Source organism: Marininema mesophilum, assembly GCF_900106775.1.
GTDB lineage: Bacteria > Bacillota > Bacilli > Thermoactinomycetales > DSM-45169 > Marininema > Marininema mesophilum.
In genome coordinates, this window is sequence record NZ_FNNQ01000008.1 from 1 (window position 1) to 22,762 (window position 22,762).

At 46.4% G+C, this 22,762-nt stretch carries 22 protein-coding genes; 3 read left to right on the forward strand and 19 right to left on the reverse strand.

Annotated features, from left to right (window positions below; genetic code table 11):
• From BLV90_RS08870 to BLV90_RS08880, 4 genes are all read right to left on the reverse strand, one after another.
• Window positions 1-182 (reverse strand): helix-turn-helix domain-containing protein (locus BLV90_RS08870; RefSeq protein ID WP_177167880.1); only part of this gene is annotated, 182 nt, incomplete at its 3' end.
• Between the two features lie 137 nt (window positions 183-319).
• Window positions 320-676, reverse strand: coding sequence for an Hsp20/alpha crystallin family protein (locus tag BLV90_RS08875; RefSeq protein WP_091739489.1), 357 nt, complete (start codon window positions 674-676; stop codon window positions 320-322).
• 59 nt (window positions 677-735) lie between these two features.
• Window positions 736-891 carry a hypothetical protein gene (locus tag BLV90_RS16230; RefSeq protein WP_177167969.1) on the reverse strand — a complete coding sequence of 52 codons (156 nt, stop codon included), beginning with the start codon at window positions 889-891 and terminating at the stop codon, window positions 736-738.
• Window positions 892-1,038: 147 nt separating this feature from the next.
• Window positions 1,039-1,587, reverse strand: a complete 549-nt coding sequence (locus BLV90_RS08880) for a DJ-1/PfpI family protein (protein WP_218142293.1) — start codon at window positions 1,585-1,587, stop codon at window positions 1,039-1,041.
• Window positions 1,588-1,829: 242 nt separating this feature from the next.
• Here BLV90_RS08880 and BLV90_RS08885 point away from each other — a divergent pair, with 242 nt between their 5' ends.
• Complete coding sequence (locus BLV90_RS08885; protein WP_177167970.1) at window positions 1,830-3,065, forward strand: MFS transporter; 1,236 nt, start codon at window positions 1,830-1,832, stop codon at window positions 3,063-3,065.
• A 60-nt stretch (window positions 3,066-3,125) separates the two neighbouring features.
• Here the strand turns inward: BLV90_RS08885 and corA are convergent, their stop codons facing one another.
• The 10 genes from corA to ilvD form a co-directional block, all read right to left on the reverse strand.
• Window positions 3,126-4,073, reverse strand: coding sequence for a magnesium/cobalt transporter CorA (gene corA / locus BLV90_RS08890; protein ID WP_091739497.1), 948 nt, complete (start codon window positions 4,071-4,073; stop codon window positions 3,126-3,128).
• Between the two features lie 72 nt (window positions 4,074-4,145).
• Window positions 4,146-5,762, reverse strand: coding sequence for a long-chain fatty acid--CoA ligase (locus tag BLV90_RS08895; RefSeq protein ID WP_091739499.1), 1,617 nt, complete (start codon window positions 5,760-5,762; stop codon window positions 4,146-4,148).
• A 166-nt stretch (window positions 5,763-5,928) separates the two neighbouring features.
• Window positions 5,929-6,297, reverse strand: coding sequence for a hypothetical protein (locus BLV90_RS08900; protein ID WP_091739502.1), 369 nt, complete (start codon window positions 6,295-6,297; stop codon window positions 5,929-5,931).
• 164 nt (window positions 6,298-6,461) lie between these two features.
• Window positions 6,462-7,601: a 3-isopropylmalate dehydrogenase gene (gene leuB / locus BLV90_RS08905; protein WP_091739505.1), complete on the reverse strand. Its 1,140-nt coding sequence runs from the start codon at window positions 7,599-7,601 to the stop codon at window positions 6,462-6,464.
• 23 nt (window positions 7,602-7,624) lie between these two features.
• Window positions 7,625-9,193, reverse strand: a complete 1,569-nt coding sequence (locus BLV90_RS08910; RefSeq protein ID WP_091739508.1) for a 2-isopropylmalate synthase — start codon at window positions 9,191-9,193, stop codon at window positions 7,625-7,627.
• Window positions 9,194-9,217: 24 nt separating this feature from the next.
• Window positions 9,218-10,225 carry a ketol-acid reductoisomerase gene (ilvC, locus tag BLV90_RS08915; RefSeq protein ID WP_091739511.1) on the reverse strand — a complete coding sequence of 336 codons (1,008 nt, stop codon included), beginning with the start codon at window positions 10,223-10,225 and terminating at the stop codon, window positions 9,218-9,220.
• Window positions 10,226-10,413: 188 nt separating this feature from the next.
• A complete protein-coding gene (gene ilvC, locus BLV90_RS08920; RefSeq protein WP_091739514.1) occupies window positions 10,414-11,421 on the reverse strand; it encodes a ketol-acid reductoisomerase in 1,008 nt (335 codons plus the stop codon).
• Window positions 11,422-11,448: 27 nt separating this feature from the next.
• On the reverse strand, window positions 11,449-11,940 hold the full coding sequence (gene ilvN / locus BLV90_RS08925) for an acetolactate synthase small subunit (RefSeq protein WP_091739517.1): 492 nt from the start codon (window positions 11,938-11,940) through the stop codon (window positions 11,449-11,451).
• On the reverse strand, window positions 11,937-13,619 hold the full coding sequence (gene ilvB, locus BLV90_RS08930) for a biosynthetic-type acetolactate synthase large subunit (RefSeq protein WP_245726309.1): 1,683 nt from the start codon (window positions 13,617-13,619) through the stop codon (window positions 11,937-11,939). The genes ilvN and ilvB overlap by 4 nt, the downstream gene beginning before the upstream one ends.
• Window positions 13,620-14,326: 707 nt before the next feature.
• On the reverse strand, window positions 14,327-16,021 hold the full coding sequence (gene ilvD, locus BLV90_RS08935; protein WP_091739522.1) for a dihydroxy-acid dehydratase: 1,695 nt from the start codon (window positions 16,019-16,021) through the stop codon (window positions 14,327-14,329).
• 257 nt (window positions 16,022-16,278) lie between these two features.
• Here ilvD and BLV90_RS08940 point away from each other — a divergent pair, with 257 nt between their 5' ends.
• Entirely contained in the window at window positions 16,279-16,701 is a 423-nt protein-coding gene (locus BLV90_RS08940) for a MarR family winged helix-turn-helix transcriptional regulator (protein ID WP_177167971.1), read from the forward strand.
• A 13-nt stretch (window positions 16,702-16,714) separates the two neighbouring features.
• The gene (locus BLV90_RS08945) at window positions 16,715-18,256 is read left to right on the forward strand and encodes an MDR family MFS transporter (RefSeq protein ID WP_177167972.1); all 1,542 of its coding nucleotides are present in this window, start codon (window positions 16,715-16,717) and stop codon (window positions 18,254-18,256) included.
• A gap of 194 nt (window positions 18,257-18,450) precedes the next feature.
• Here BLV90_RS08945 and BLV90_RS08950 read toward each other — a convergent pair whose 3' ends face one another.
• The 5 genes from BLV90_RS08950 to thrS form a co-directional block, all read right to left on the reverse strand.
• Window positions 18,451-19,101, reverse strand: coding sequence for a TVP38/TMEM64 family protein (locus BLV90_RS08950; protein WP_091739528.1), 651 nt, complete (start codon window positions 19,099-19,101; stop codon window positions 18,451-18,453).
• 195 nt (window positions 19,102-19,296) lie between these two features.
• Window positions 19,297-19,656: a 50S ribosomal protein L20 gene (rplT, locus tag BLV90_RS08955; protein ID WP_091739531.1), complete on the reverse strand. Its 360-nt coding sequence runs from the start codon at window positions 19,654-19,656 to the stop codon at window positions 19,297-19,299.
• A gap of 40 nt (window positions 19,657-19,696) precedes the next feature.
• A complete protein-coding gene (gene rpmI, locus BLV90_RS08960; protein WP_091739534.1) occupies window positions 19,697-19,894 on the reverse strand; it encodes a 50S ribosomal protein L35 in 198 nt (65 codons plus the stop codon).
• A gap of 12 nt (window positions 19,895-19,906) precedes the next feature.
• Window positions 19,907-20,428, reverse strand: coding sequence for a translation initiation factor IF-3 (infC, locus tag BLV90_RS08965; protein ID WP_091739537.1), 522 nt, complete (start codon window positions 20,426-20,428; stop codon window positions 19,907-19,909).
• A 302-nt stretch (window positions 20,429-20,730) separates the two neighbouring features.
• Window positions 20,731-22,647 (reverse strand): threonine--tRNA ligase, encoded by a 1,917-nt coding sequence (thrS, locus tag BLV90_RS08970; RefSeq protein WP_091739539.1) that lies wholly within the window; start codon window positions 22,645-22,647, stop codon window positions 20,731-20,733.
• Between the last annotated feature and the right edge of the window lie 115 nt (window positions 22,648-22,762).

A 22,762-nucleotide genomic window follows, 5' to 3' on the forward strand; every position in this document is an offset into this window, starting at 1 on the left:
TTCAATGAAGTCAGTTGGGCAGAACAGGTTCCATAGGTCAGACCTTTTCCTGTGCTGTCATAGGATTCGTTCCATCTGGCTAGAAAGTGATTAAAAGTGAAGCGACTACAACCGATAGATTTATTGATGAGATTGGTTTGTTCCTTCGTTGGACACAAACGAAATTTAAACGCTTTGTGCATTAGCTCACCTCCCCTATACTTAATTATATACGGGGATAGCCGAACTTGCGAGAGGGAAAAAACTCCCCCTCCCTCGTTCGACGCGCCTTATATCCCATAGGCTGAAGCCAGGGGTTTTACGGGCGCTTTCTATTATTTCACATGAGTGGAAGGCGGATCGTCAACATGCGATCAGTGGGGTCGGCATGGGTTTCCATCCGCGACACTTCCACCTTTCCCGGCAGAAGCATCTCATAGACAAAGGCGGATTCCTCCACTGAATCTGTTGACCCTGTCGTTCCACGAACGATTAGAATCTGCCCTTCGACTCGGACATCGATTTCGTGCCGCTCCCGAAGTCCGGGAATCTCGATCATAACGATCAACATCCCATCCTTCTGGTAGAAATCTCCATGTATCCGATTCTGCTCTAACTCTTGAGAGAGTCGTTGCATCTGAAGAAAAATCTCTCCCACCCAATCCTCGGGACCCTTCGCTAACCACGGCCGCAACATCCCGATCCTCCTTTCCTACTAGGAAATTACCCCGTTGAGGGTTCTCCCACTAGTAATGTTTAATAGTAAGGCCCACCACAGGAGCTCCACCACCAGAAGATTGCAAAGAAGATGAAGAGGATGAAGATTACTGCAAGCGCGATCCAGATGCCTGAAAACCATCCTCCTCCAAAGCCACCAAAATTACCTCCACCCTTAGTATGTGCTTTAGTCATCGACTTCCCACCTCCTCCCCTCCCACACAACGGCTCGGTATAGGGTATGTGCGAAGTACTTTTCTGGTATGGATAGATGCCCGGACTTCACAAAAAAGCGCCCGCAAATTTGCGAGCGCGTTGAGTCCAATGATCATCATGCATTGATCACAGTAGACGAAGAAACTCTTTCATAAACCCAGGCAAATCTGGCCAAGCATGACCTGAAACCAAGTTGCCATCCGTATGTAAAGGCTCCTCTATATACCGGGCACCTGTAGCTTCCACTTCGGGACGGCAGTTAGAAAAGGCGGTAAGGGAACGACCCTTTAGAACATCGGGTACTACATTAAAGACTAACGTAGCATGGCAGATGGCACCTACAGGCTTATTTGTCGTAAAGAAATGGCGTACGATATCCGGTAACTTCCCATGCATTCGGATATGCTCGGGTGCCCGCCCTCCAGGAATGATCAGCCCATCGTAATCTGTCGGATTAATCTCATCAAAGGAAATATGGCTATCTAGCCCATAAGCATGTTTTTCTGTAAAGGTATCTATATGAGGCTCAAAATCGTGCACGACTGTTTGTAGTCTCTTCTTAGTTGGTGCAGCAATGACTGCTTCATGTCCCTCTTCTAGCAGTCGATAATAGGGATAAAACACTTCCAATGCCTCAACAGCATCCCCAGTCAGAATCAAAACCTTCGCCATAATTAAACCCTCCCGTACATTTTTTACTCGCAAGATATATATATTTCCTGTAATTGATTCCGTTAAACCTCCGTTGACTCAAAACATTGTGTTAAAATATGCTTATCTCGTATGAAAGGTAGGAATCATCCAGTGTGATCTCCATTCAATTTTCACTACACGCCTTCTCAGATCAATCACTCACATGGGCAGTATAACTTTCCATGACCACAAACCTTCTAAATAAAAATGGAGATTACCTACTTATGAATAGATTCCCACTATCTTTCCGTGCACTATGGTTAGGACAAGGAGTAGCCAACCTTGCCGATTCCTTTTATATTATCGCAATCGTCACGTTGCTATATAATTTGAGCGGTTCTGCAACAATGGCGGCATCCATTCCCCTTTTACGTGTAGGAGCACAGATGACCAGCGGTTTTATCGCTCCGCTACTTCTGCATCGATTTCCTTTACATCGCATCCTTCTCACATCCCAAACAGGTCAGACTTTTCTGCTCATCATCCTCGCCACGATGATCAGTTGGTTGAAAAGCCCACTTCCAGGGTTAGCCCTAGTCTTTGGTACCTCCTTTCTTGATGGCTGGACAACACCTGCACGGAATGCCTTGGTACCAAGACTTCTACCCACTGATTCCCTCATCCGTGGAAACAGTTGGCTCGCTACCACAGATCAAACCATCATGCTCCTCGGCTGGTCTACCGGCGGACTGCTTGTTGCTTACTTGGGAAGTAGTTCTCTCTTATGGATATCCGTCGGGCTTTTTATTATTTCTTGCCTAGCCCTTACGCCGGTGCGAGATCCTGAGCCAAAAAATGATGGACCTGAAAAACGACCTCCACGCTGGCACATTATGAAAGAAGGTTGGTCCACTATTCTTAACAACCCTACCCTCCGTCGCATTACTTTGATGGATGTTATCGAGACTGCGTCGGGCACGATATGGATCGGTGCGATCATCCTTGTATTCGTAAAAGAAATCTTGCACCGCGGAGAAACTTGGTGGGGATGGATTAATGCTAGTTACTACACAGGTACTGTGTTAGGCGGCTTGCTCATCCTGACGCTTTCTCGTCTGTTCGCTCATCGATTGGTTCTAGGAATGATCATCGGATCTGTGTGCAATAGTGTGTTGACCCTTTTATTCGCGCTGTTACCTGTCCCTATCGTATCTTTGGTTCTTAGTATCCTGATGGGACCCTGCTACCAACTACGCGATATCACCCAACGAACCCTTTTTCAGCAGGCTCTCTCATCTGAAACGACTCCAAAAGTCTTCGCTGCCCATGGAACCTTAATGTACGGTGTATTTGGTTTAGCGGTATTTGTCACGGGTGTTGTGGCAGACTCCTTTGGAGTTCGATCTGTTTACCTAGCAACCGCTGGTTTATTGGCTTGCTCAGTAATGATCGGGACTCCTCTGTTGCGTAGCAATAATAGGAGTTCTTCAGAGTCAACATGCCATTCAAGCAGAGGCTAAACAAAAGCAGGCGAACCATCACGGTTCACCTGCTTTTCTTATCATTATAGGAAAAGAACCTTAATCAAACCAACCCTTACTCTTAAACCACATTGTCAAACTCAAAGCAATTAGAATCATCACTCCTAAGACAATAAAATAACCTTCTTTTGTATGCAACTCTGGCATGTTCGTAAAGTTCATTCCGTAAACACCCGCCAAGAAAGTGAGCGGCATAAAAATCACGGTAATAATAGTAAGCGTCTTCATAATTCGATTCATACGAAAAGAGTTAAGGGAGAGATAACTATCCCGAATATCTGCTGTCATCTCCCGATTAGATTCGATCATGTGAGCAAGTTTTACTAAGTGGTCATGGATATCACTAAAATAAAAGCGACGCTCTTCCGTTCTCATAAATTGCTTGGAGTTGATAATCCGATACAAAAGATCTCTCATGGGCATCACACTATGGCGAAGCCGGATCAAATCACTCCGAATAGTAAACACTTCATCAATCAACTTCGGTGTTGAAGCTTCTTGACGACTATCTAGTTCATCTAAACGATCTTCGATCTTATGTACCACCGGGAACAAAGTATCCACGATTTTATCCATAATCATATGGGTGATCACAGTAGGACCATGATTCGATAAGTCCTGCGCCTTAAAGACACGACGCCGGGTCTCCTCTATCTCGTCTGAACGATGAAGATGGAAGCTGACGATAAAGTTCTCACCAACAAACAAATTGACCTCCTTCGGCTTCAAGGTGTCCGTATTCATATCATGAACTATGAGGAAGACATGATCATTATAATAGTCCATCTTTGGACGTTGGAGACGATGAAGACAATCTTCAATGGCTAATGGATGAAATTCAAAAAAATCTGCTAGTAAATTCGCTTCTTCCTCCGTCGGGGTAGCAAAATCTACCCAATACCATTTAATCCGATCCTCTTTTAATTGAGCTAACTCCAAATCAAGGAGTGCTTCTTCGTCACAGGTAACAGCTAGTGTATGAATCATTCAATCCCTCCGGGTTGGAACACAACTCTATCGAAATGCATCCTTGAATTTTTCTAGTGTAGAAGAGGCTTTCTACATAGAAAGCCGACTTTTTAATTGTTCCCGTAAGGCCCGTTTTAAAAACTTCCCTACTGAGGATTTAGGTAGTTCATCCATGAAGATGACTTCATCAGGTAGCCACCATTTTGCCACAGAAGGCCTCAGAAATTCAAGAATAACTTCGGCTGTGATCTCCTCCCGGTAACCTTCCTTTAGAACCACACAAGCCACTGGGCGTTCCTGCCACTTCTCATGGGGCATAGCGACTACAGCTGCTTCATATACCCCTTCATGGGCCATGATCGCATTTTCAAGATCCACTGAACTGATCCACTCTCCACCACTCTTAATCAGATCTTTGGTGCGGTCAGCAATCTTTATCGTTCCCTCTGTATCAATAGTTACAACATCCCCTGTATGAAACCATCCTTCACGGAAGGAATCAGTTGAACGATCCCCTTTATAGTACCCATCAGCAATCCATGGACCGCGGATAAGCAACTCACCCATCTCTTCCCCATCCCAGGCAATCTCTTTACCATCGGGGCCCAGTGCACGTACTTCCAAACCAGGGGAGACAACCCCTTGCTTCGCCTTAATCGCTAATCTCTCCTCTAGCGGCAAATCCTTTTGATAGCTTTTTAAGTGAGAGACGGTCACAATGGGGCTAGTTTCGGTCATTCCATAGGCATGAACCACTGGAATTCCATGCTTCTCTTCAAAGGCACGGATCATGCTAGGTGGGGCAGATGCTCCGCCAAATAACAACATACGTAGACTGGAGAGATCATAGCTCTTCGTCTCCAATTCCTTTAGAAGAGACATCCAGATGGTAGGCACACCACCTGTCACGGTTACCTTCTCAGACTGGATCAGATTGGCGATCACATCCGCTTTCATCATCGGCCCTGGCATCACTTGTTTAGCGCCAAACCAAGTAGCAGCAAAGGGAAGCCCCCATGCGTTCACATGGAACATCGGCACCACAGATAGGCAAGTGTCCCCCTCGGATAGACCGACCGTGTCAGCTAAACCCGAAATCATACTGTGGAGATAGATACTACGCTGGGTATAAAGAACACCCTTAGGCATCCCCGTTGTCGCCGAGGTATAACACATTCCCGCAGGAGAATTTTCGTCGAGATCCTTAGGGTAAACAAACTCAGGATTTCCTTGGGATAATAATTCTTCATAGGAGTATAGCGGAGATAGATTGGTCTCTGGCAATTCAGACTGATCTGTCATTATAATAAAGGCTTCCACCGTAGTTAGCTCGTCACGGATGGCTTCAATAAGTGGCAATAGGTTATCATCAATAAGCAGTATGCGATCTTCCGCATGGTTGATCACATAAGCTAGATGTTCTGGGGAGAGTCGCAGGTTAATTGTATGCAGAACGGCTCCCATCGATGGAATCGCAAAATATGCTTCGAGATGGCGGTAATGGTTCCAGGCCAATGTGCCGACCCGGTCCCCGTTATTGATTCCGAGCTTTTGCAATGCGTTGGAGAGCCGTCGTGCACGAACACCCATCTCAGCATAGGTCTCACGATGCAATCCCGAAGGAGTACATGAGACAATCTCCTTCTTCGGAAACACGCGCTCAGCACGCTCCAACATAGGGGAGATCAATAGTGGCACGTTCATCATAGCGCTTTCCCGCCTTTCAGATTGGTTGTAGGATTCTTCGTCCATTATACTAGATCCAATCTACATTAAAAACGCTTTCAAAAGGATTGAAAAGAGAATTTGTTTCAATGAACCTGTGTTTAGAAGGAGATCACTTGTGATGATCTCGATATACTCCTATTGAGAATCACCCTTTCTCCATCCCCTTTACCCAGTCGTGCTCCCACCCTAAAAGACGCCGGATACAACGGTGGTTCTCTGACATAGTGGAAAAATGATGAGCAAGGGCTTCCTGAACTAACGGCAAAGGGAAAAGATTCCTCTCTACGACGGCAGCCTCCGCATGCCCTAAGAGTGAGCGATAAAAGGTCACATCTTCACTTGTATCCCCACAAGGACAAGGCACCTTCTCCACATGTGATCCGAGTAGATCCACGCTGCTCGCTAATTCCTGGCGCACTTTTTCAGCTAAGTCCAGATCCCAGTACTCGTGATACAATTCTTCGAGCGCATTGAGAGCGTGGAGGTGAGCAAGCCACCCTTCATTAATCGCCACAGAACATCTTCCTTTCTACTTGTTTTTACATCCGATAACTCGGGTTTATTGGTCATATTATTCCGTCAATTAACCGTTCATAAACCCCTTTTTTCTTAATAATAAAAAACTGCAGATCAGCCTATGCATCATTTTAAACCAGGCTATCCACAGTTTTATATCATTTACATTTTTATAGAGTCATTTGACATCATTGCTTCTACGGGAATAGTAGGATCTGGCTGATATTTCTTAAGAGCTTCAACTACTTTGTCCCCTACCTCCTCGGTAGATAGCGCCAAACTTTCCGTAGACGCCATATCCATCGTCCGTGCTCCAGAGGCGATGACATCGTTAACGGCTCCCTCGATGGCCTTTGCCGCCGCATCATCATGGAAAGAGTAGCGGAACATGAGGGCGACGGAGAGGATGGTAGCGATGGGATTGGCTACTCCTTGTCCCGCGATATCGGGAGCGGAACCATGAACAGGCTCATATAGGCCGCGATGCCCTTCACCTAGGCTAGCAGAAGGTAGTAGCCCGATGGATCCTGTAAGAATAGCCGCTTCATCACTAAGAATATCCCCAAACATATTTTCTGTGACGATAACATCAAAGTCCGCGGGTCGACGAATCATCTGCATCGCACAATTATCAACTAAAAGATGATCCAGCTCCACATCGGGATATTCCTTCGCTACTCGTTCCGCAACCTTGCGCCACAGGCGTGAGCTTTCAAGGACATTGGCTTTATCAACCGAGGTAACCTTCCCCCGTCGTACCTGAGCAATCTCAAAGGCACGACGAACAATGCGCTCCACCTCAACCTCAGTGTATACCAGTGTATCTGTCGCCCGTTCACCAGCAGGGGTTTCCTCAGTAAATTTCTCACCAAAGTAGATCCCCCCTGTCAATTCCCTGACAACCAGAAAATCCACCCCTTGCAATACTTCTGCTTTCAAGGTGGAACTCTCTTCTAAACCAGGAAAGAGAGTAGTAGGCCGAAGATTGGCAAAGAGATCGAGTTCCTTTCGCAGTCCGAGAAGCGCTTTTTCTGGGCGCAATTCTGGGGGATTGCGATCCCAGCTAGGTCCACCCACCGCTCCAAGCAATACTGCATCGGCTTGTTTACACAGGGTAAGCGTCTCTTCGGGTAATGGATTTTTCAATCGATCAATCGCTGAACCTCCGATCCAGCCAAAGTCGATTTGAAAGGTGTAGCCGAACCGTTCTCCGGTGGCTTTCATCACTTTGGCACCTTCATCCGTGATCTCTGGACCAATTCCATCCCCAGGTAGAAAAGCTATTCGCTTCGGGGCTGCCATGATTGCCACTCCTTTCGCTCTTCTCATTCACCTACTGCGGGTGCAATCTCCTTTTGTTTCTTCTGCCGGTTCCGCATTGAAAGTAATCGATTAATTCCATGGATATAGGCCCGGGCACTTGCCTCCAATATATCCGTGGAGACGCCTCGTCCCTGTACCGTTATATCAGAATCATCATCATGCAGTTTCACATACACCTCACCCAAGGAGTCCGTGCCATGGGTAACCGATACAATTTTATAATCTGCAAGATTCCAGGATTCATTGGTGATGCGATCAACTGCCTTAAAGATCGCGTCCACGGACCCATTTCCACATGCTGCTTCCTCCACCTTCAGCCCCATTCGGTTATCCATGAGACGTAGGGAAGCAGTCGGAACGGATTGACTCCCATAAGCCACTTGTACGGTCTCAAAGGTAAACACTTCTTCTTCCTCTTCTCCAATTCGCTCTTCGATGAGGGAAACCAGATCCTCATCTTCGATCACCTTTTTCCGATCCGTCAACTCCTTAAATCGGTGGAATAGCTGATTGATCTGTTCGTCATTAAAAGCATAGCCGAATTGTGATAATTTATCGCGGAAAGCATGACGTCCAGAGTGTTTACCCAGTACCAACAAGGTATTCGATTGACCCACTGTTTCTGGATTCATGATCTCATAGGTTGCAGCATTTTTTAGCATGCCATCTTGATGAATCCCTGACTCATGGGCGAAGGCATTGGTTCCTACGACAGCTTTATTCCCAGGAACAAACATCCCCGTCATTTTGGAAATCAATCGACTTGTGCGAGCAATTTCAGACAATTGAAGATCCGTCTCCATTCCATAATAAGAAGCTCGAGTGTACAAAGCCATCGCAACTTCCTCTAGGGCAACATTTCCGGCTCGCTCACCAATCCCGTTGATCGTTCCTTCCACTTGTTCGGCACCTGCTTCAATTGCCGCCAAGCTATTGGCCGTCGCCATGCCCAAATCATCGTGGCAGTGGGCTGACAACTTTACCTTTTCAATCCCTGGAACATGGGTCTTTATATACCGAAATATATTGCCATATTCCTGGGGTGAAAGATAACCGACAGTATCCGGAATGTTGATCACATCCGCTCCCGCGTCAATCGCTCGCTTGACTACCTCACAGAGAAAATCCAGCTCAGTACGCCCACCATCCTCTGCTGAAAATTCCACATGGGAGAAAAACAGTTTCGCATACCGGACAGCATCTTCTGCCTGATTTAGAACTTCCTCCTTCGTCATGTTTAACTTATACTCCCTATGAATAGGGGAAGTCGCTATGAACACATGGACGCCAGGGTTTACTGCTGTCTTCAAGGCCTCCCAGGCCGCATCAATATCACTACGAACTGCTCGGGCAAGGCTGACTACAGTCGGATTCTGTACCGCCTCTCCTACTTTCCGAACTGCCTCACGATCTCCAGGGGAGGAGGCGGCAAATCCTGCTTCAATCACATGGATGCCCAATTTTTCAAGCTGAAGGGCGATCGCCACCTTCTCTTCTACATTTAGGTTTACTCCTGGGGACTGCTCGCCGTCTCGTAATGTCGTATCAAAAAATTGGACATTTCGGCCCATACCGCATCCTCCTTCTAATTCAGTTCAGGCTTTTACGCTGTTCTTTTGGTTGATCCATGCCATGGTTTCTCGTAGTTTAGCACCTGTCGTCTCTAACGAATGCTGGCTTTCCTCTTCACGCATCCGTAAAAACTCATGACCACCACTCTCATTTTCAGCAATCCATTTTTTAGCGAAGCTACCATCTTGGATCTCCTGCAATACTTCTTTCATTGCCGTCCGGGATGCATCGCCTACGACTCGCTTCCCACTTACATAATCGCCGTACTCCGCTGTATTACTAATCGAGTACCGCATTCCTGCAAGACCTTCTTCATACATCAGATCCACGATCAATTTTAGTTCATGGAAGCACTCAAAGTAGGCAATCTCCGGTTGGTAACCTGCTTCGATCAAGGTTTCATAACCGTTTTTCACCAAGGAACTCACTCCACCAGCGAGAACCGCTTGTTCACCAAACAGGTCCGTCTCCGTCTCTTCTTTAAAAGTCGTTTCAATCACACCTGCTCGGGTCGCCCCAATTCCCTCTGCATAAGCTAGGCCTATTTCCGTTGCTGATCCACTAGCATCTTGCTGAACAGCGATCAATGCAGGAACTCCAAAGCCTTCAGCATAAACTCGTCGTACGAGATGACCAGGCCCCTTTGGAGCAATTAATGCCACATCCACATTGCTTGGAGGCTGGATCTGCTCAAAATGGATGTTAAACCCATGGGAGAAAAAGAGCGCGGAACCTGGCTTCAGATGCGGTTCTACTTCTTCCTTGTAGACACGAGGCATGATTTCATCAGGCATCAAGAGGTTGATCAAATCTGCCTGTTTTACGGCTTCAGCCACTTCCAATACCGTGAAGCCATCCTTTTCTGCTTTCTCCCAGGATTTCCCCTTCCGAAGGCCAACCACTACCTGGACTCCGCTATCTCGTAGATTTTGTGCTTGTGCATGACCTTGGCTTCCATAACCGATAATTGCCACGGTTTTTCCTGCTAGATTCTTGCTGTCTGCGTCCTTCGCGTAATATACCTTTGCCATGAATAAAATCCTCCTAAAGTTTAGTAATGAAGGTTTTTGTAAACGCCCTTGCCAGTCTGTTTTTCAGGATTTGCCGCCTCACCCTTACGGTATTAAGGAGATTGCTCGAACCAGGAGTGACCGCACTCTCACGGCTCATACCGCGCATTCCTTCCGATTTAGTTCAGGCTTTACCCTTCTAATTCAGTTCAGGCTTTTACGCTTTTCTTTTGGTTGATCCATGCCATGGTTTCTCGTAGTTTAGCACCTGTTGTCTCTAACGAATGCTGGCTTTCCTCTTCACGCATCCGTAAAAACTCATGACCACCACTCTCATTTTCAGCAATCCATTTTTTAGCGAAGCTACCATCTTGGATCTCCTGCAAGACTTCTTTCATCGCCGTCCGGGATGCATCGCCTACGACTCGCTTCCCACTTACATAATCGCCGTACTCCGCTGTATTACTAATCGAGTACCGCATTCCTGCAAGACCTTCTTCATACATCAGATCCACGATCAATTTTAGTTCATGGAAGCACTCAAAGTAGGCAATCTCCGGTTGGTAACCTGCTTCGATCAAGGTTTCATAACTGTTTTTCACCAAGGAACTCACTCCACCACAGAGTACCGCTTGTTCACCAAACAGGTCCGTCTCCGTCTCTTCTTTAAAAGTCGTTTCAATCACACCTGCTCGGGTCGCCCCAATTCCCTCTGCATAAGCTAGGCCTACTTCCGTTGCCGATCCACTAGCATCTTGTTGAACAGCGATCAATGCAGGAACTCCAAAACCTTCAGCATAAACTCGTCGTACGAGATGACCAGGCCCCTTTGGAGCAATTAATGCCACATCCACATTGCTTGGAGGCTGGATCTGCTCAAAATGGATGTTAAACCCATGGGAGAAAAAGAGCGCGGAACCTGGCTTCAGATGAGGTTCTACTTCTTCCTTATAGACACGAGGCATGATTTCATCAGGCATCAAGAGGTTAATCAAATCTGCCTGTTTTACGGCTTCAGCCACTTCCAATACCGTGAAGCCATCCTTTTCTGCTTTCTCCCAGGATTTCCCCTTCCGAAGGCCAACCACTACCTGGACTCCGCTATCCCGTAGATTTTGTGCTTGTGCATGACCTTGGCTTCCATAACCGATAATTGCCACGGTTTTTCCTGCTAGATTCTTGCTGTCTGCGTCCTTCGCGTAATATACCTTTGCCATGAATAAAATCCTCCTAAATAGTCTGTTTTATACACTAGCATGAGCCATACTTCGTGAGAGTGCGGTTACTCCTGTTCGAGCAATCTCCTTAATACCGTAAGGACGTAGCAATTCAATCAGTACATCGAGCTTGGCTCGCTCACCAGTTGCCTGCACCATCATACTGTTAGGCCCTACATCGACTACCGATGCCCGAAATGGTTCCACCACACCAGATATCTCCATGCGCGTAGTAGGTCCAGCCCCCACTTTAATCAAGAGAAGTTCCCTCTCCACTGCAGGGTGATCGGACAAATCATTTACTTTGATTACATCGACTAATTTGTAGAGTTGTTTTTGCACTTGTTCCATCGCCCATTCATCTCCATGGGTGACGATCACCATACGAGATAAGCCCTCTACTTCGGATTCCCCTACACTAATGCTCTCGATATTGAAATTACGAGGACCGAGAAGTGTAGTTACTCGGGCGAGTACTCGAGGTTGATCATTAACTAATACAGATAGTACATGTCTCACTCTTCTTCATCTCCCATGATCATTTCATCCAGCCCCTTCCCTGGAGCAACCATCGGAAAGACGTTCTCTTCTGGCGCAACCCAGAAATCGACGATTGCTGGTCCTGGATGGGCCAATGCTTCTGCCCAGGCGTGAATGGCTTCTTCCTTCGTTGTCGCCCGCCACGCTTTTACGCCATAGGCTTCTGTCAGTTTTACGAAATCGGGACTTCCTGAGAGGTCTACGTCGCAATATCGCTTCTTATAAAAAACCTCTTGCCATTGTCGTACCATCCCAAGGTTTTGATTATTAATAATGACGACTTTTACTGGAATATTGGCTGAAGACGCGATAGCCAGTTCCTGATTCGTCATTTGGAATCCACCATCACCTATGACACTGATCACTGTTCGCTCTTGTTTACCCAGTTGTGCACCGAGTGCGGCCGGAAAACCAAAGCCCATTGTGCCAAGTCCTCCCGATGTAATAAGAGAACGCGGTTGTGCAAACTGGAAGTACTGGGCTACCCACATCTGATGTTGCCCTACATCCGTCGTAACAATCGCATCCCCACCCGTTGTCTCATATAGATGACGGATAACCCATTGGGGCTTCAAGATCTCTTCGGAATCCTGGTATTGAAGGGGATATGATTTATACCATCCCTGCACTTTATCAATCCAGTCAGCGCAGTCACTTCGCAGCAGATCGTCATTTACAGCCCCCTGTAGTACCTTTTTTACATCTCCCACAATGGGAATAAAGGTATCCACGTTTTTGCCTATCTCTGCTGGATCGATATCGATATGCACGATTTTTGCCTTCGTTGCAAATATATCGGGGCGGCCCATCGTTACTCGATCATCAAAACGAGCACCGATCCCAATGAGTAGATCTGTTTCTAGCAACGCATGGTTCGCAGCATAGGTGCCATGCATCCCTGGCATCCCCAGCCACAGGGGATGCTTTCCTGGAAAGCCTCCCAGACCCATTAAGGTAGTGATTACCGGAATCTGTGCCTGCTCAGCAAATTCCATGAGCTCTTTTTCAGCACCTGATATCACCACACCACCACCTGCGAGGATGACTGGCTTTTTCGCTTCCGCTATCTCTTTTCTAAGCCGAGCCAACTGCAAGGGGTGTGGGTTCGATGTAGGCTGATATCCTCGAATGGATACCGCCTCAGGATAATGGAATTTGTCCTTTGCATTGGCAACATCCTTCGGGATATCGATCAACACAGGGCCCGGTCGTCCTGTACTCGCTATGTGGAATGCTTCCTTCACAATCCGTGGAAGATCGCGTACATCCGTAACCAGGTAACTGTGTTTAACGATCGGCATCGTAATCCCCATAATGTCTGCTTCCTGGAAGGCATCGGTTCCCATCAATTGTTGGGGTACATTCCCTGTAATGCAAACCATCGGGATCGAATCCATCTTTGCTGTGGCAATCCCAGTCACAAGATTAGTTGCACCTGGACCCGATGTAGCAATCACTACCCCTGGGTTCCCTGTCGCTCTCGCATATCCATCTGCGGCATGAATAGCTCCCTGTTCATGCCGAGCCAGCATGTGTCGTAATTCTCCTTGGTACAAGGAATCATAGATAGGAAGCACCGATCCCCCTGGATAGCCAAACAAGATTTCAACCTGCTCCTCTATCAAACATCGAAGTAAAATTTCCGAACCAGTATACATGGTTTCTGGTGACTCGGCACTTTTCGTATGTCCGCCTAGTACCGTTGCTGTTTGGCCCATCCAAATAACCTCCTAAAATCATTGTGCTATATAAAAACCCTTCGCCCATCAACTAAAGACAATCTACTTCTGTCATAAGTTGATTGGGGCGAAGGGTTCGCGGTACCACCCAATATTACCATCGCCTCACGGCGAACGGACTTAGCGGGTGCTCCTTGTAAAGAAGCATCCTGATCGGGTAACGGTGATCATCCGGTCACGTTCTACTCAGGGAACTCCCCTTTCGACGCGCAGCTCCGAGGTGAGTAATGCCTTGGATCCAATATCCCAGTTTCAGCTAATCTGGGACTCTCTGTGATCTGGAAGTCCAAAGGGTATGGCCTCTTCATCGCATTGATTTAATTGATAGAATATTATATATTTTCTGCTTCAAAAAGCATATAAGAAACCCCTGGAGAAAATCCACACCTCTCTAACTTCAATCGAGGTAGGACCTTCCGCAGAGGCTTCTATCCTCACGGTGTACACCATTCGGTGTTGGTATCACTCGGTCGCAGTCCTCGCTAATCTAGCGAGCGGAACCCTAGATACCCTCCCAACTTAACTCGTAGAGACCATTTCATAAAAGCAACTAGTTGAATTATTTAGGTGCTATTATAGGCATGCCGTTCACCCTTTGTCAACCGGTTCATACAAAAACTTTTTTATCAATCGGTTACAGCTCCTCGAGACGCCGAAGAGACGAGACGGCTGTATTTGTTAAGGACTCCACGGGCAACCGGAAGTGGACGTTCTTTCCAATCAGCTCGACGCGCAGCCAATTCTTCCTCAGAGAGAGCAACCGATAGTTCACGTTTAACTGAATCGATGGTTACCATGTCCCCATCGTGTACTAGAGCGATTGGTCCTCCCACTTGTGCCTCAGGGGCAATGTGCCCGATGACAAACCCGTGGGACCCCCCTGAAAAACGACCATCGGTTAAAAGGGCAACCTTTTCCCCTAAGCCTTTACCGACTAGTATCGCTGTAACGGAAAGCATCTCTGGCATACCAGGTCCACCCTTGGGACCTTCATAACGGATGATCACTACATCTCCTTCACGGATCTGATCGGACAAGATCGCCTCTGTCGCCGCCTCCTCTGAATCAAAGACCCGGGCTGGTCCAGTCAATTGACTCACTTTTAAGCCCGACACCTTGGCTACTGCCCCTTCAGGTGCCAAATTTCCTTCCAAGACTACCAAGGGTCCAGTCTCCCGGAAAGGCTCATCAAAGGAACGAATCACTTCTTGCCCTTCCCGAAGCGGTTCTGCCTCAGCAAGGTTTTCTGCCAATGTTTTCCCTGTCACGGTAATACAGTCCCCGTGAAGTAATCCTTGTTCTAGAAGAACCTTCATCACTGCAGGCACTCCGCCAGCTTCATACAAATCCTGCATCACAAATCGACCCGAAGGCTTCAGATCTGCAATATGGGGAACTCGTTGCCGAATCTGCTCAAAGTCATCCATTGTCAATTCGACATCAATCGAGTGGGCCATAGCCAATAAATGGAGGATAGCATTGGAGGAGCCTCCTAGAGCCATCACAACGGTAATCGCATTCTCAAAAGCTTCTTTGGTCATAATATCCCGCGGATAAATTTCTTTACGCAGTAATTCGACAGCAGCAGCTCCTGCCGCCCGACAATCCTCTAATTTATCCTTTGTTTCTGCGGGATTGGAAGAGCTTCCCGGCAGACTCATCCCTAGTGCTTCAATCGCTGAAGACATGGTATTTGCTGTATACATTCCCCCACAGGACCCTGCTCCAGGACAAGCATGACACTCGATATCATGTAACCCTTCACGATCCAAGGCACCTTTGTTGTACTTACCTACCCCTTCAAAAGCATTGACAATATCAATATCTTTTCCATCTAAATTCCCCGGTCGGATCGTCCCACCGTAGACAAAAACCGCGGGTACATCCGTTCGCCCAATAGCTATCATACAACCAGGCATATTTTTGTCGCAGCCACCAATTGCGACATAGGCATCGAGCCTTTCCGCACCGATCACTGTCTCAATGGAATCAGCAATCACTTCCCGGCTAGGTAAGGAGTAGTGCATTCCCTCATGTCCCATAGAAATTCCATCTGAAACGGTAATTGTGTTAAAGATCATCGGTGCGCCTCCTGCTTCAACCGCACCTCGTTTCGCTTCCTCTGCCAATTCGCGTATATGCATGTTACATGGTGTCACTTCTGACCAAGTGCTCGCAACACCAATCATCGGCTTCTTAAAATCTTCGTCCGTAAATCCGGTTGCCCGGAGCATCGCCCGATTGGGGACCCGATTTGCCCCTTCACTAATCACATGGCTTCGAATACGTAGATCTTTCTTATCATTATCAGATGTGCCCATCTCTCTTACCTCCTTAATATCTGTAAAATTTTTCAGTTCATTATAAAGGAATATGTGGAAGATGCAGTCATTTCTCTTACCTCCTTAACATCTGTAATATTTTGCAGATCAGTATAAAGGATTGCGTAGCGGATGTCACGCATATTTAATAACTCCTTTAAACCAATGATTGACATAAATTAACCCTCTTAGTACAATGCTATCATATACAAAAGTTAACCTTATTAACTATTAGAGAGCCGAGAGGTGGGCTACCCTTGTCAAACAGAACACAATTAACCCAAGATACGATTCAAGCATTTCAATTTGTCATCCGCAAACTTCGCCGCGGTATTCAGCAACAATTAGAGGAGAATTGGGGGATTTCTGATTTTATCTTTCTACATCACTTGCTTACTCATGGACCTACCAAAGGATCAGATCTCTCCACCGAACTGAATGTAACCAATAGCCATGTTACTCAACAAGTGAATCGCATGGTAAAGAAAGGATGGATTAGTCGTCACCGCTCCGACGTCGACAAACGCGTAGTAGAGCTTGAAATTACTCCCTCTGGAAAAGAAATTCATGCCGAAATGGAGGAGCGTCGATTTCAGTATTTTAAACAACAATTCCGCTCTTTAACAGATGAAGAATTAAAAACCCTTCTTAATCTTTTCTACAAACTAACGGACGAGTAGGAGATGACTTCTTTTGGAACACCTTGCAAATAAACAAAAGATTACAATAATGTTAGCCAGCATGGCTTCCATGTTATTTGCTTCACTCAATCAAACCATCGTAGGCACAGCACTTCCACACATCGTGAGCCAGTTGGGTGGAATGAAGTATTTTAATTGGGTCTTTACAATTTTCATGCTCACATCTAGCATCACGGCGATTCTTGTCGGAAAACTATCTGATATGTATGGTCGTAAACCTTTTATCCTTGCTGGATTGGGCACTTTTATTATAGGCTCTTTTTTATGCGGAACTTCAACCGATATGTTCCAACTGATCGCGTATCGTGGACTCCAGGGATTTGGTTGTGGGATGATCATCTCCACCTCCTTTGCAGCTATTGGAGATCTATTTCCCCCTCGGGAACGTGGACGGTGGCAGGGAGCAATGACCGCTACCTATGGCTTGGCAAGTGTAATCGGCCCCACTCTAGGTGGGTATATTGTAGATAATTTTAATTGGGAGTGGGTTTTTTGGATTTTTCTCCCGGTTGGTGCTATCGCCTTCTTTTTCATCTGGCGAATGTTCCCACAAGCCACGCAACGAAATCATACATCGATTGATTATGCAGGCTCCGTATTTCTCACAGTTACGATTGTCCCTCTCCTCCTTGCCTTTAGTTGGGCAGGAAGGGATTACGCCTGGTCATCACTCACCATTCTTGCCCTCTTCGCCATTTCCCTTATATCTCTGGCTCTCTTTATCTGGATTGAGAATCGAGCAGAAAATCCTGTATTACCTCTTCATTTATTTAAAATTTCTTCCTTCAACCTAGCTAATATCATCGTATTTTTAATCGGTATGGGTATGTTTGTAGTCATCATGTACATGCCTTTTTATATACAAGGTGTTATGGGAATCTCAGCAGAAAAGACTGGACTTTTCATGATGGCGATCACCCTTTCCATGGTTGTCTCTAGTGTGCTAAGTGGGCAGATAATTAGTAAAACAGGTAAATATAAAAAATTAGGTCTTCTTGGGCTTCTCTTTATGGGAAGCGGAATGTTCCTCCTTTCCACGATGAACCCAGGGACTAGTCATTTAATTCTTGGAGGCTACCTTGCTCTTACCGGCTTCGGACTTGGGTTGTCCTTATCCCTATATAATCTCGTTTCACAGAATTCTGTTCCTCAATCTCACTTAGGAGTTGCTACTTCCGCTAGTCAACTTTTTCGACAAATGGGAGGAACTATCGGGGTATCGATTATGGGTGGGATCATGCTCACCCGAATGCAGAGTCGGATCAGCTCTTCGTTAGCACAGGCACCCGAATCCTTTAGCAAGTTAACTGCCTTAAAAGATCCTGAAATCCTCCTTTCGCCGGATAAACTAGCAACCATCAAGGCTGAACTGCCAGCTAATTTGAATACCTCCTTTACACAACTCCTCCATCATTTACGTGAGGCCATGGGTTTTGCCCTCGATGGAGTTTTCCTGACGGGGTCTGGCATACTGGCATTCGCATTCCTCCTAGCTTGCTTCCTCAAGGAAATTCCGCTCAGAACAAGTAATTAGGAGGTCCCCGCAAACGACTCTAGAAAAAACTACCCGTGGTTCTTATTTCCTCAGCAAAAAGCGATCCGTTAAACAGGGTCGCTTTTTGTTGAGGAAATAATTAATTTTATCTTTGTGTTAAATATCACCAAGAGAGGAAAGGGGGGAGTTAAAGGGTCCTGTGATTGAACGAGCGAAAAAAACTGTAGGATCTATCATTTTTGCTTTACAAAGCTGCGGCTAAATCGACGAAATAACCAAGGAGAGATAGCAAGCAAAAGAGCACCTCCAAGAGAAGCAAAAAAGACCGGGGAAAACAAATCGTGTAAAGAATACCCTAAGTAATTAAAGACAAAGGCTCCAGGAAGAACTCCGATCAGTGTCCCCAGATAATAGTCCCTTGCCCCTGTACGGGAAAATCCCGCTCCATAACTTACAGCATCAAAGGGAAGAATGGGGATCAAACGCAGGAGGAAAATGGTGCGAAATCCCTCATCCACCATCCATTTTTCCCAACGAGCATAACTACCTAACCAGCGGCTGACTGTCTCCTTTCCCAACCATCGTGCAAGAGTAAAAGCCACCATCGCCCCGCCAAGGGAGCCAATCACATCGAGTATAGTTCCCCACCATGGACCAAAGGTAATACCAGAAGCAACGGCTAAGACAACAGCAGGAACTAAAAATAATGGCCGCATAACATGCATCAGTAGATAAAGGATCGGTGCCCAAACACCAAAGGATAAGACAAAATACCGAATCGACTCTGGGCTTAATTGTCTCAGGTCTAAAAAAAGGAAAATACAAGCACCAAGTGCTAGAAGGATTAGCAATAATATTATGGACAAATTTTTCTTGATCACCATTTACCCACACTTCCTCTCAAGCACAGCCTCTTCAGTATTATCCCCTATCCCCACTAAATCCTTCCTTTTCCTTTTAATATCTAAATTGGCACACTATTTTAGTAGTGCTTCAACAACTTGCAAAACCTTCTATTTGCTTAATTCCACAAAAAAACCCCCTACAATCTAGTAGATTGTAGGGGGTTTACTCCTTTATTAAGCGTTTACCTTGCCCTTAGCAAGCTTAGCAAGCTCGGAAAAAGCTTTTTCGTCACGAACAGCTAGGTCAGCTAACATCTTACGGTTGACGTTAACCCCTGCTTGCTTCAAGCCATACATCAGCTTGCTGTAAGACAAGCCGTTCATACGTGCAGCAGCATTGATCCGGGTGATCCACAGTTTGCGGAAGTCCCGTTTTTTCTGGCGACGGTCGCGATATGCAAACATCAACGATTTCATTACTGCTTGTTTTGCCGTTTTAAAGAGCGTATGTTTTGAACCGTAGTAACCGCGGGCGAGCTTTAAAACCTTTTTGCGACGCCGACGAGTAACGGTACCGCCTTTTACACGTGCCATGATAAATTCCCTCCAGACTCAAAACGGTTCGTCCGTGTAGTTACTTATAAGCGATCAGTTGTTTGGTGCGCTTTACATCACCTTTAGCCATTAAGGCACCTTTGCGCAATTTACGTTTACGCTTTGGGCTTTTGCTTTCAAGAATATGATTGGTAAACGCATGGTTGCGTTTGATCTTGCCGGTGCCGGTTTTGTTGAAACGCTTTGCGGCCGCACGGCGCGTCTTCATTTTCGGCATGGGGGTCACTCCTCAGCTGTTGGTGTTTTTCGGTGCCAGTATCATAATCATCTGACGACCTTCCAGCTTGGGCTGGCGCTCCACATCTCCGAGATCCTTCACTTCTTCCGCTACCCGAGTCAGCATCTTCCGACCTAGGTCTTGGTGGGTAATTTCCCGACCACGGAAACGGATGGAAAGCTTTACTTTATCTCCGTTGGAAAGAAACTTTTTCACGTTGCGAAGCTTGGTGTTCACATCGTGATCTTCGATGTTAGAGCTAAAGCGAACTTCTTTAAGTTGAACGGTCTTCTGGTTCTTACGCGCCTCTTTCTCCCGCTTACTCTGCTCATAACGGTATTTGCCGTAATCCATAATCCGACAAACAGGCGGTTTGGCCTGAGGAGCGACGTTCACGAGGTCCAGCTCGGCTTCTTGTGCCATGCTAAGTGCCTCGCGGAGAGGTTTAATACCCAATTGGTTCCCTTCCGCATCGATCAACCGCACCTCTCGGGCACGGATCGCCTCGTTCAGCTGTTGCTGTTCCCTGCTAATAACCTGCCACCTCCGATGGAAAGTTCATTGACGTACCCAGGATTTCTCACCCAAAAACAGATCCCACTGTCAGGGGTGAAGGCTTCGTCCAAGCCTTGAACCTTTCTGGACTGCTCCCTCTGTTCGAGGGAACATCAGCAAAAGTAGGCATACAAAAAAAGGTGTTGGCAGATGCCCACACCACGGCCCAATTCCATCATTCAGGATCCGGGAACCTGCCGACAGCCCTAAGCGTCGATCAGGTGAGAAGCGGGCGCTTCTGCTTGATACCTAAAAAATACTATCACTTTAGTTGGTTCTTGTCAAGAGATGGGAAGGCCTCCCTCTTTGATCTCTTGTTTTATCCTAGATATCACATTTTCCAACGGATAAACCCCCAATTCACCGACTCCCCGTTCACGTAGAGAAACAACCCCTTGTTTCCTCTCTTTTTCCCCGATAATGAGCATATAGGGAACTTGTTGTATTTGAGCCTCACGAATCTTGTATCCTATTTTTTCACTTCGCGCGTCCAACTCAGCGCGGATTCCAGCTATTTTTAAACGATTAACCACTGTGAAGCCTTGATCGTAGTCCTCATCGGCAAGAGTAATCACCATCGCCTGTACAGGAGATAACCAAATAGGAAACCTACCCCCAAAATGCTCGACTAATATACCTAAGAAGCGATCAATAGAACCAAATACAGCGCGGTGAATCACAATGGGCCGATGACGTTGATTATCTTCACCCACATAAGTAAGATCAAATTTCTCCGGCATCTGAAAATCGAGTTGGATGGTTGCACACTGATGACTACGTCCTAACGCATCACGGATATGAAAATCGATTTTCGGACCATAAAATGCCCCATCTCCTTCATTGATTAGAAAATCGATTCCACTTTGTTCTAAAACATCCCTTAACGAAGATTCAGCTTCTCTCCACAACCCACCCTCACCCATTGAGTCGACGGGACGAGTAGAGAGTTCAATAGTCCATTGAAAACCAAAAGTCGAGTACATTCGATCCACTAACTGAATCATTCTCATCACTTCTGCACCCACTTGATCAGACCTGACGAAAATATGAGCATCATCCTGAGTAAAGGTTCTTACCCGAAACAAACCTTGTAATGCACCTGAAAACTCATGACGATGTACTTGCCCAAACTCCGCTAATCGTAACGGTAAATCGCGATAGGAACGCCTTTTTTGCTTATAAATAAGCATGTGACCAGGACAATTCATCGGTTTTAGAGCAAAGGGAGTTTCATCTACATCCGTATAGTACATATTTTCCCGATAATGCTCCCAATGGCCCGATTGTTCCCACAATTTTCGATTCATCATGAGTGGGGTACGCACCTCTTGATAGCCACTCTCCTGGTACATCTTCCGCGCATACTCCTCTAATTCATTCCAGAGAACCATCCCCTTTGACAGGAAGAAGGGCATGCCTGGTGCCTCCTCAGAAAACATAAATAACTCCTGCTCTTTACCAATTTTGCGGTGATCGCGTTCCTTCGCCTCCTCCAAACGCAGTAGGTACTCATCCAATTCTGCTTTCTTCGGCCAGATGGTTCCGTAGATGCGTTGCAGCATCTTATTTTCAGAATTTCCCCGCCAGTAAGCACCTGCAACACTGAGTAACTTATATGCCCTCATCTTTCCCGTAGAAGGAAGGTGTGGTCCTCGGCAAAGGTCGAAAAATTCTCCTTGATGGTAAATCGTGATCAGCTCGTCCTCTGGGAACTCGTTAATGAGTTCCAACTTTAGGTGATCGCCTATTTCTTCATAGATCCGTAGAGCTTCTTCCCGGGAGACAACCTCTTTCCTCACCGGAATATCCTCCCTAACGATCTTCTCCATTTCCTTCTCAACTTTTGGCAAATCCTCTGCCGTGATGGGTTTCGAAAGATCTATATCATAGTAGAATCCATTTTCAATCACAGGTCCAATCCCTAGTTTCACATCAGGATACAAACGCTTTATCGCCTGCGCCATCAGGTGGGCTGCACTATGGCGATAGACAGCAAGGCCCTCTGCATCCTCTAAGGTGAGAATCTTCACCTCAGCCCCGTTTGGTACTTTCTCTGATAAATCCACCGTCTTGCCATCAATCATACCCGCTACCGCTTTTTTGGATAGGCCAAGGCTGATCGACGCCGCTACATCCTTCATCGTTATCTGTTGTTCAATAGCTCGCTCAGTACCATCTGGGAGACGAATCACACTCATCCTGTCCACACTCCTCTTTTATATAAAATAAACACACCCGCCCCGTAAAGGGACGAGTGTGTTACACGTGGTTCCACCCTAATTCGACTGAACCCCAGCAAAACTTAAGTACAGT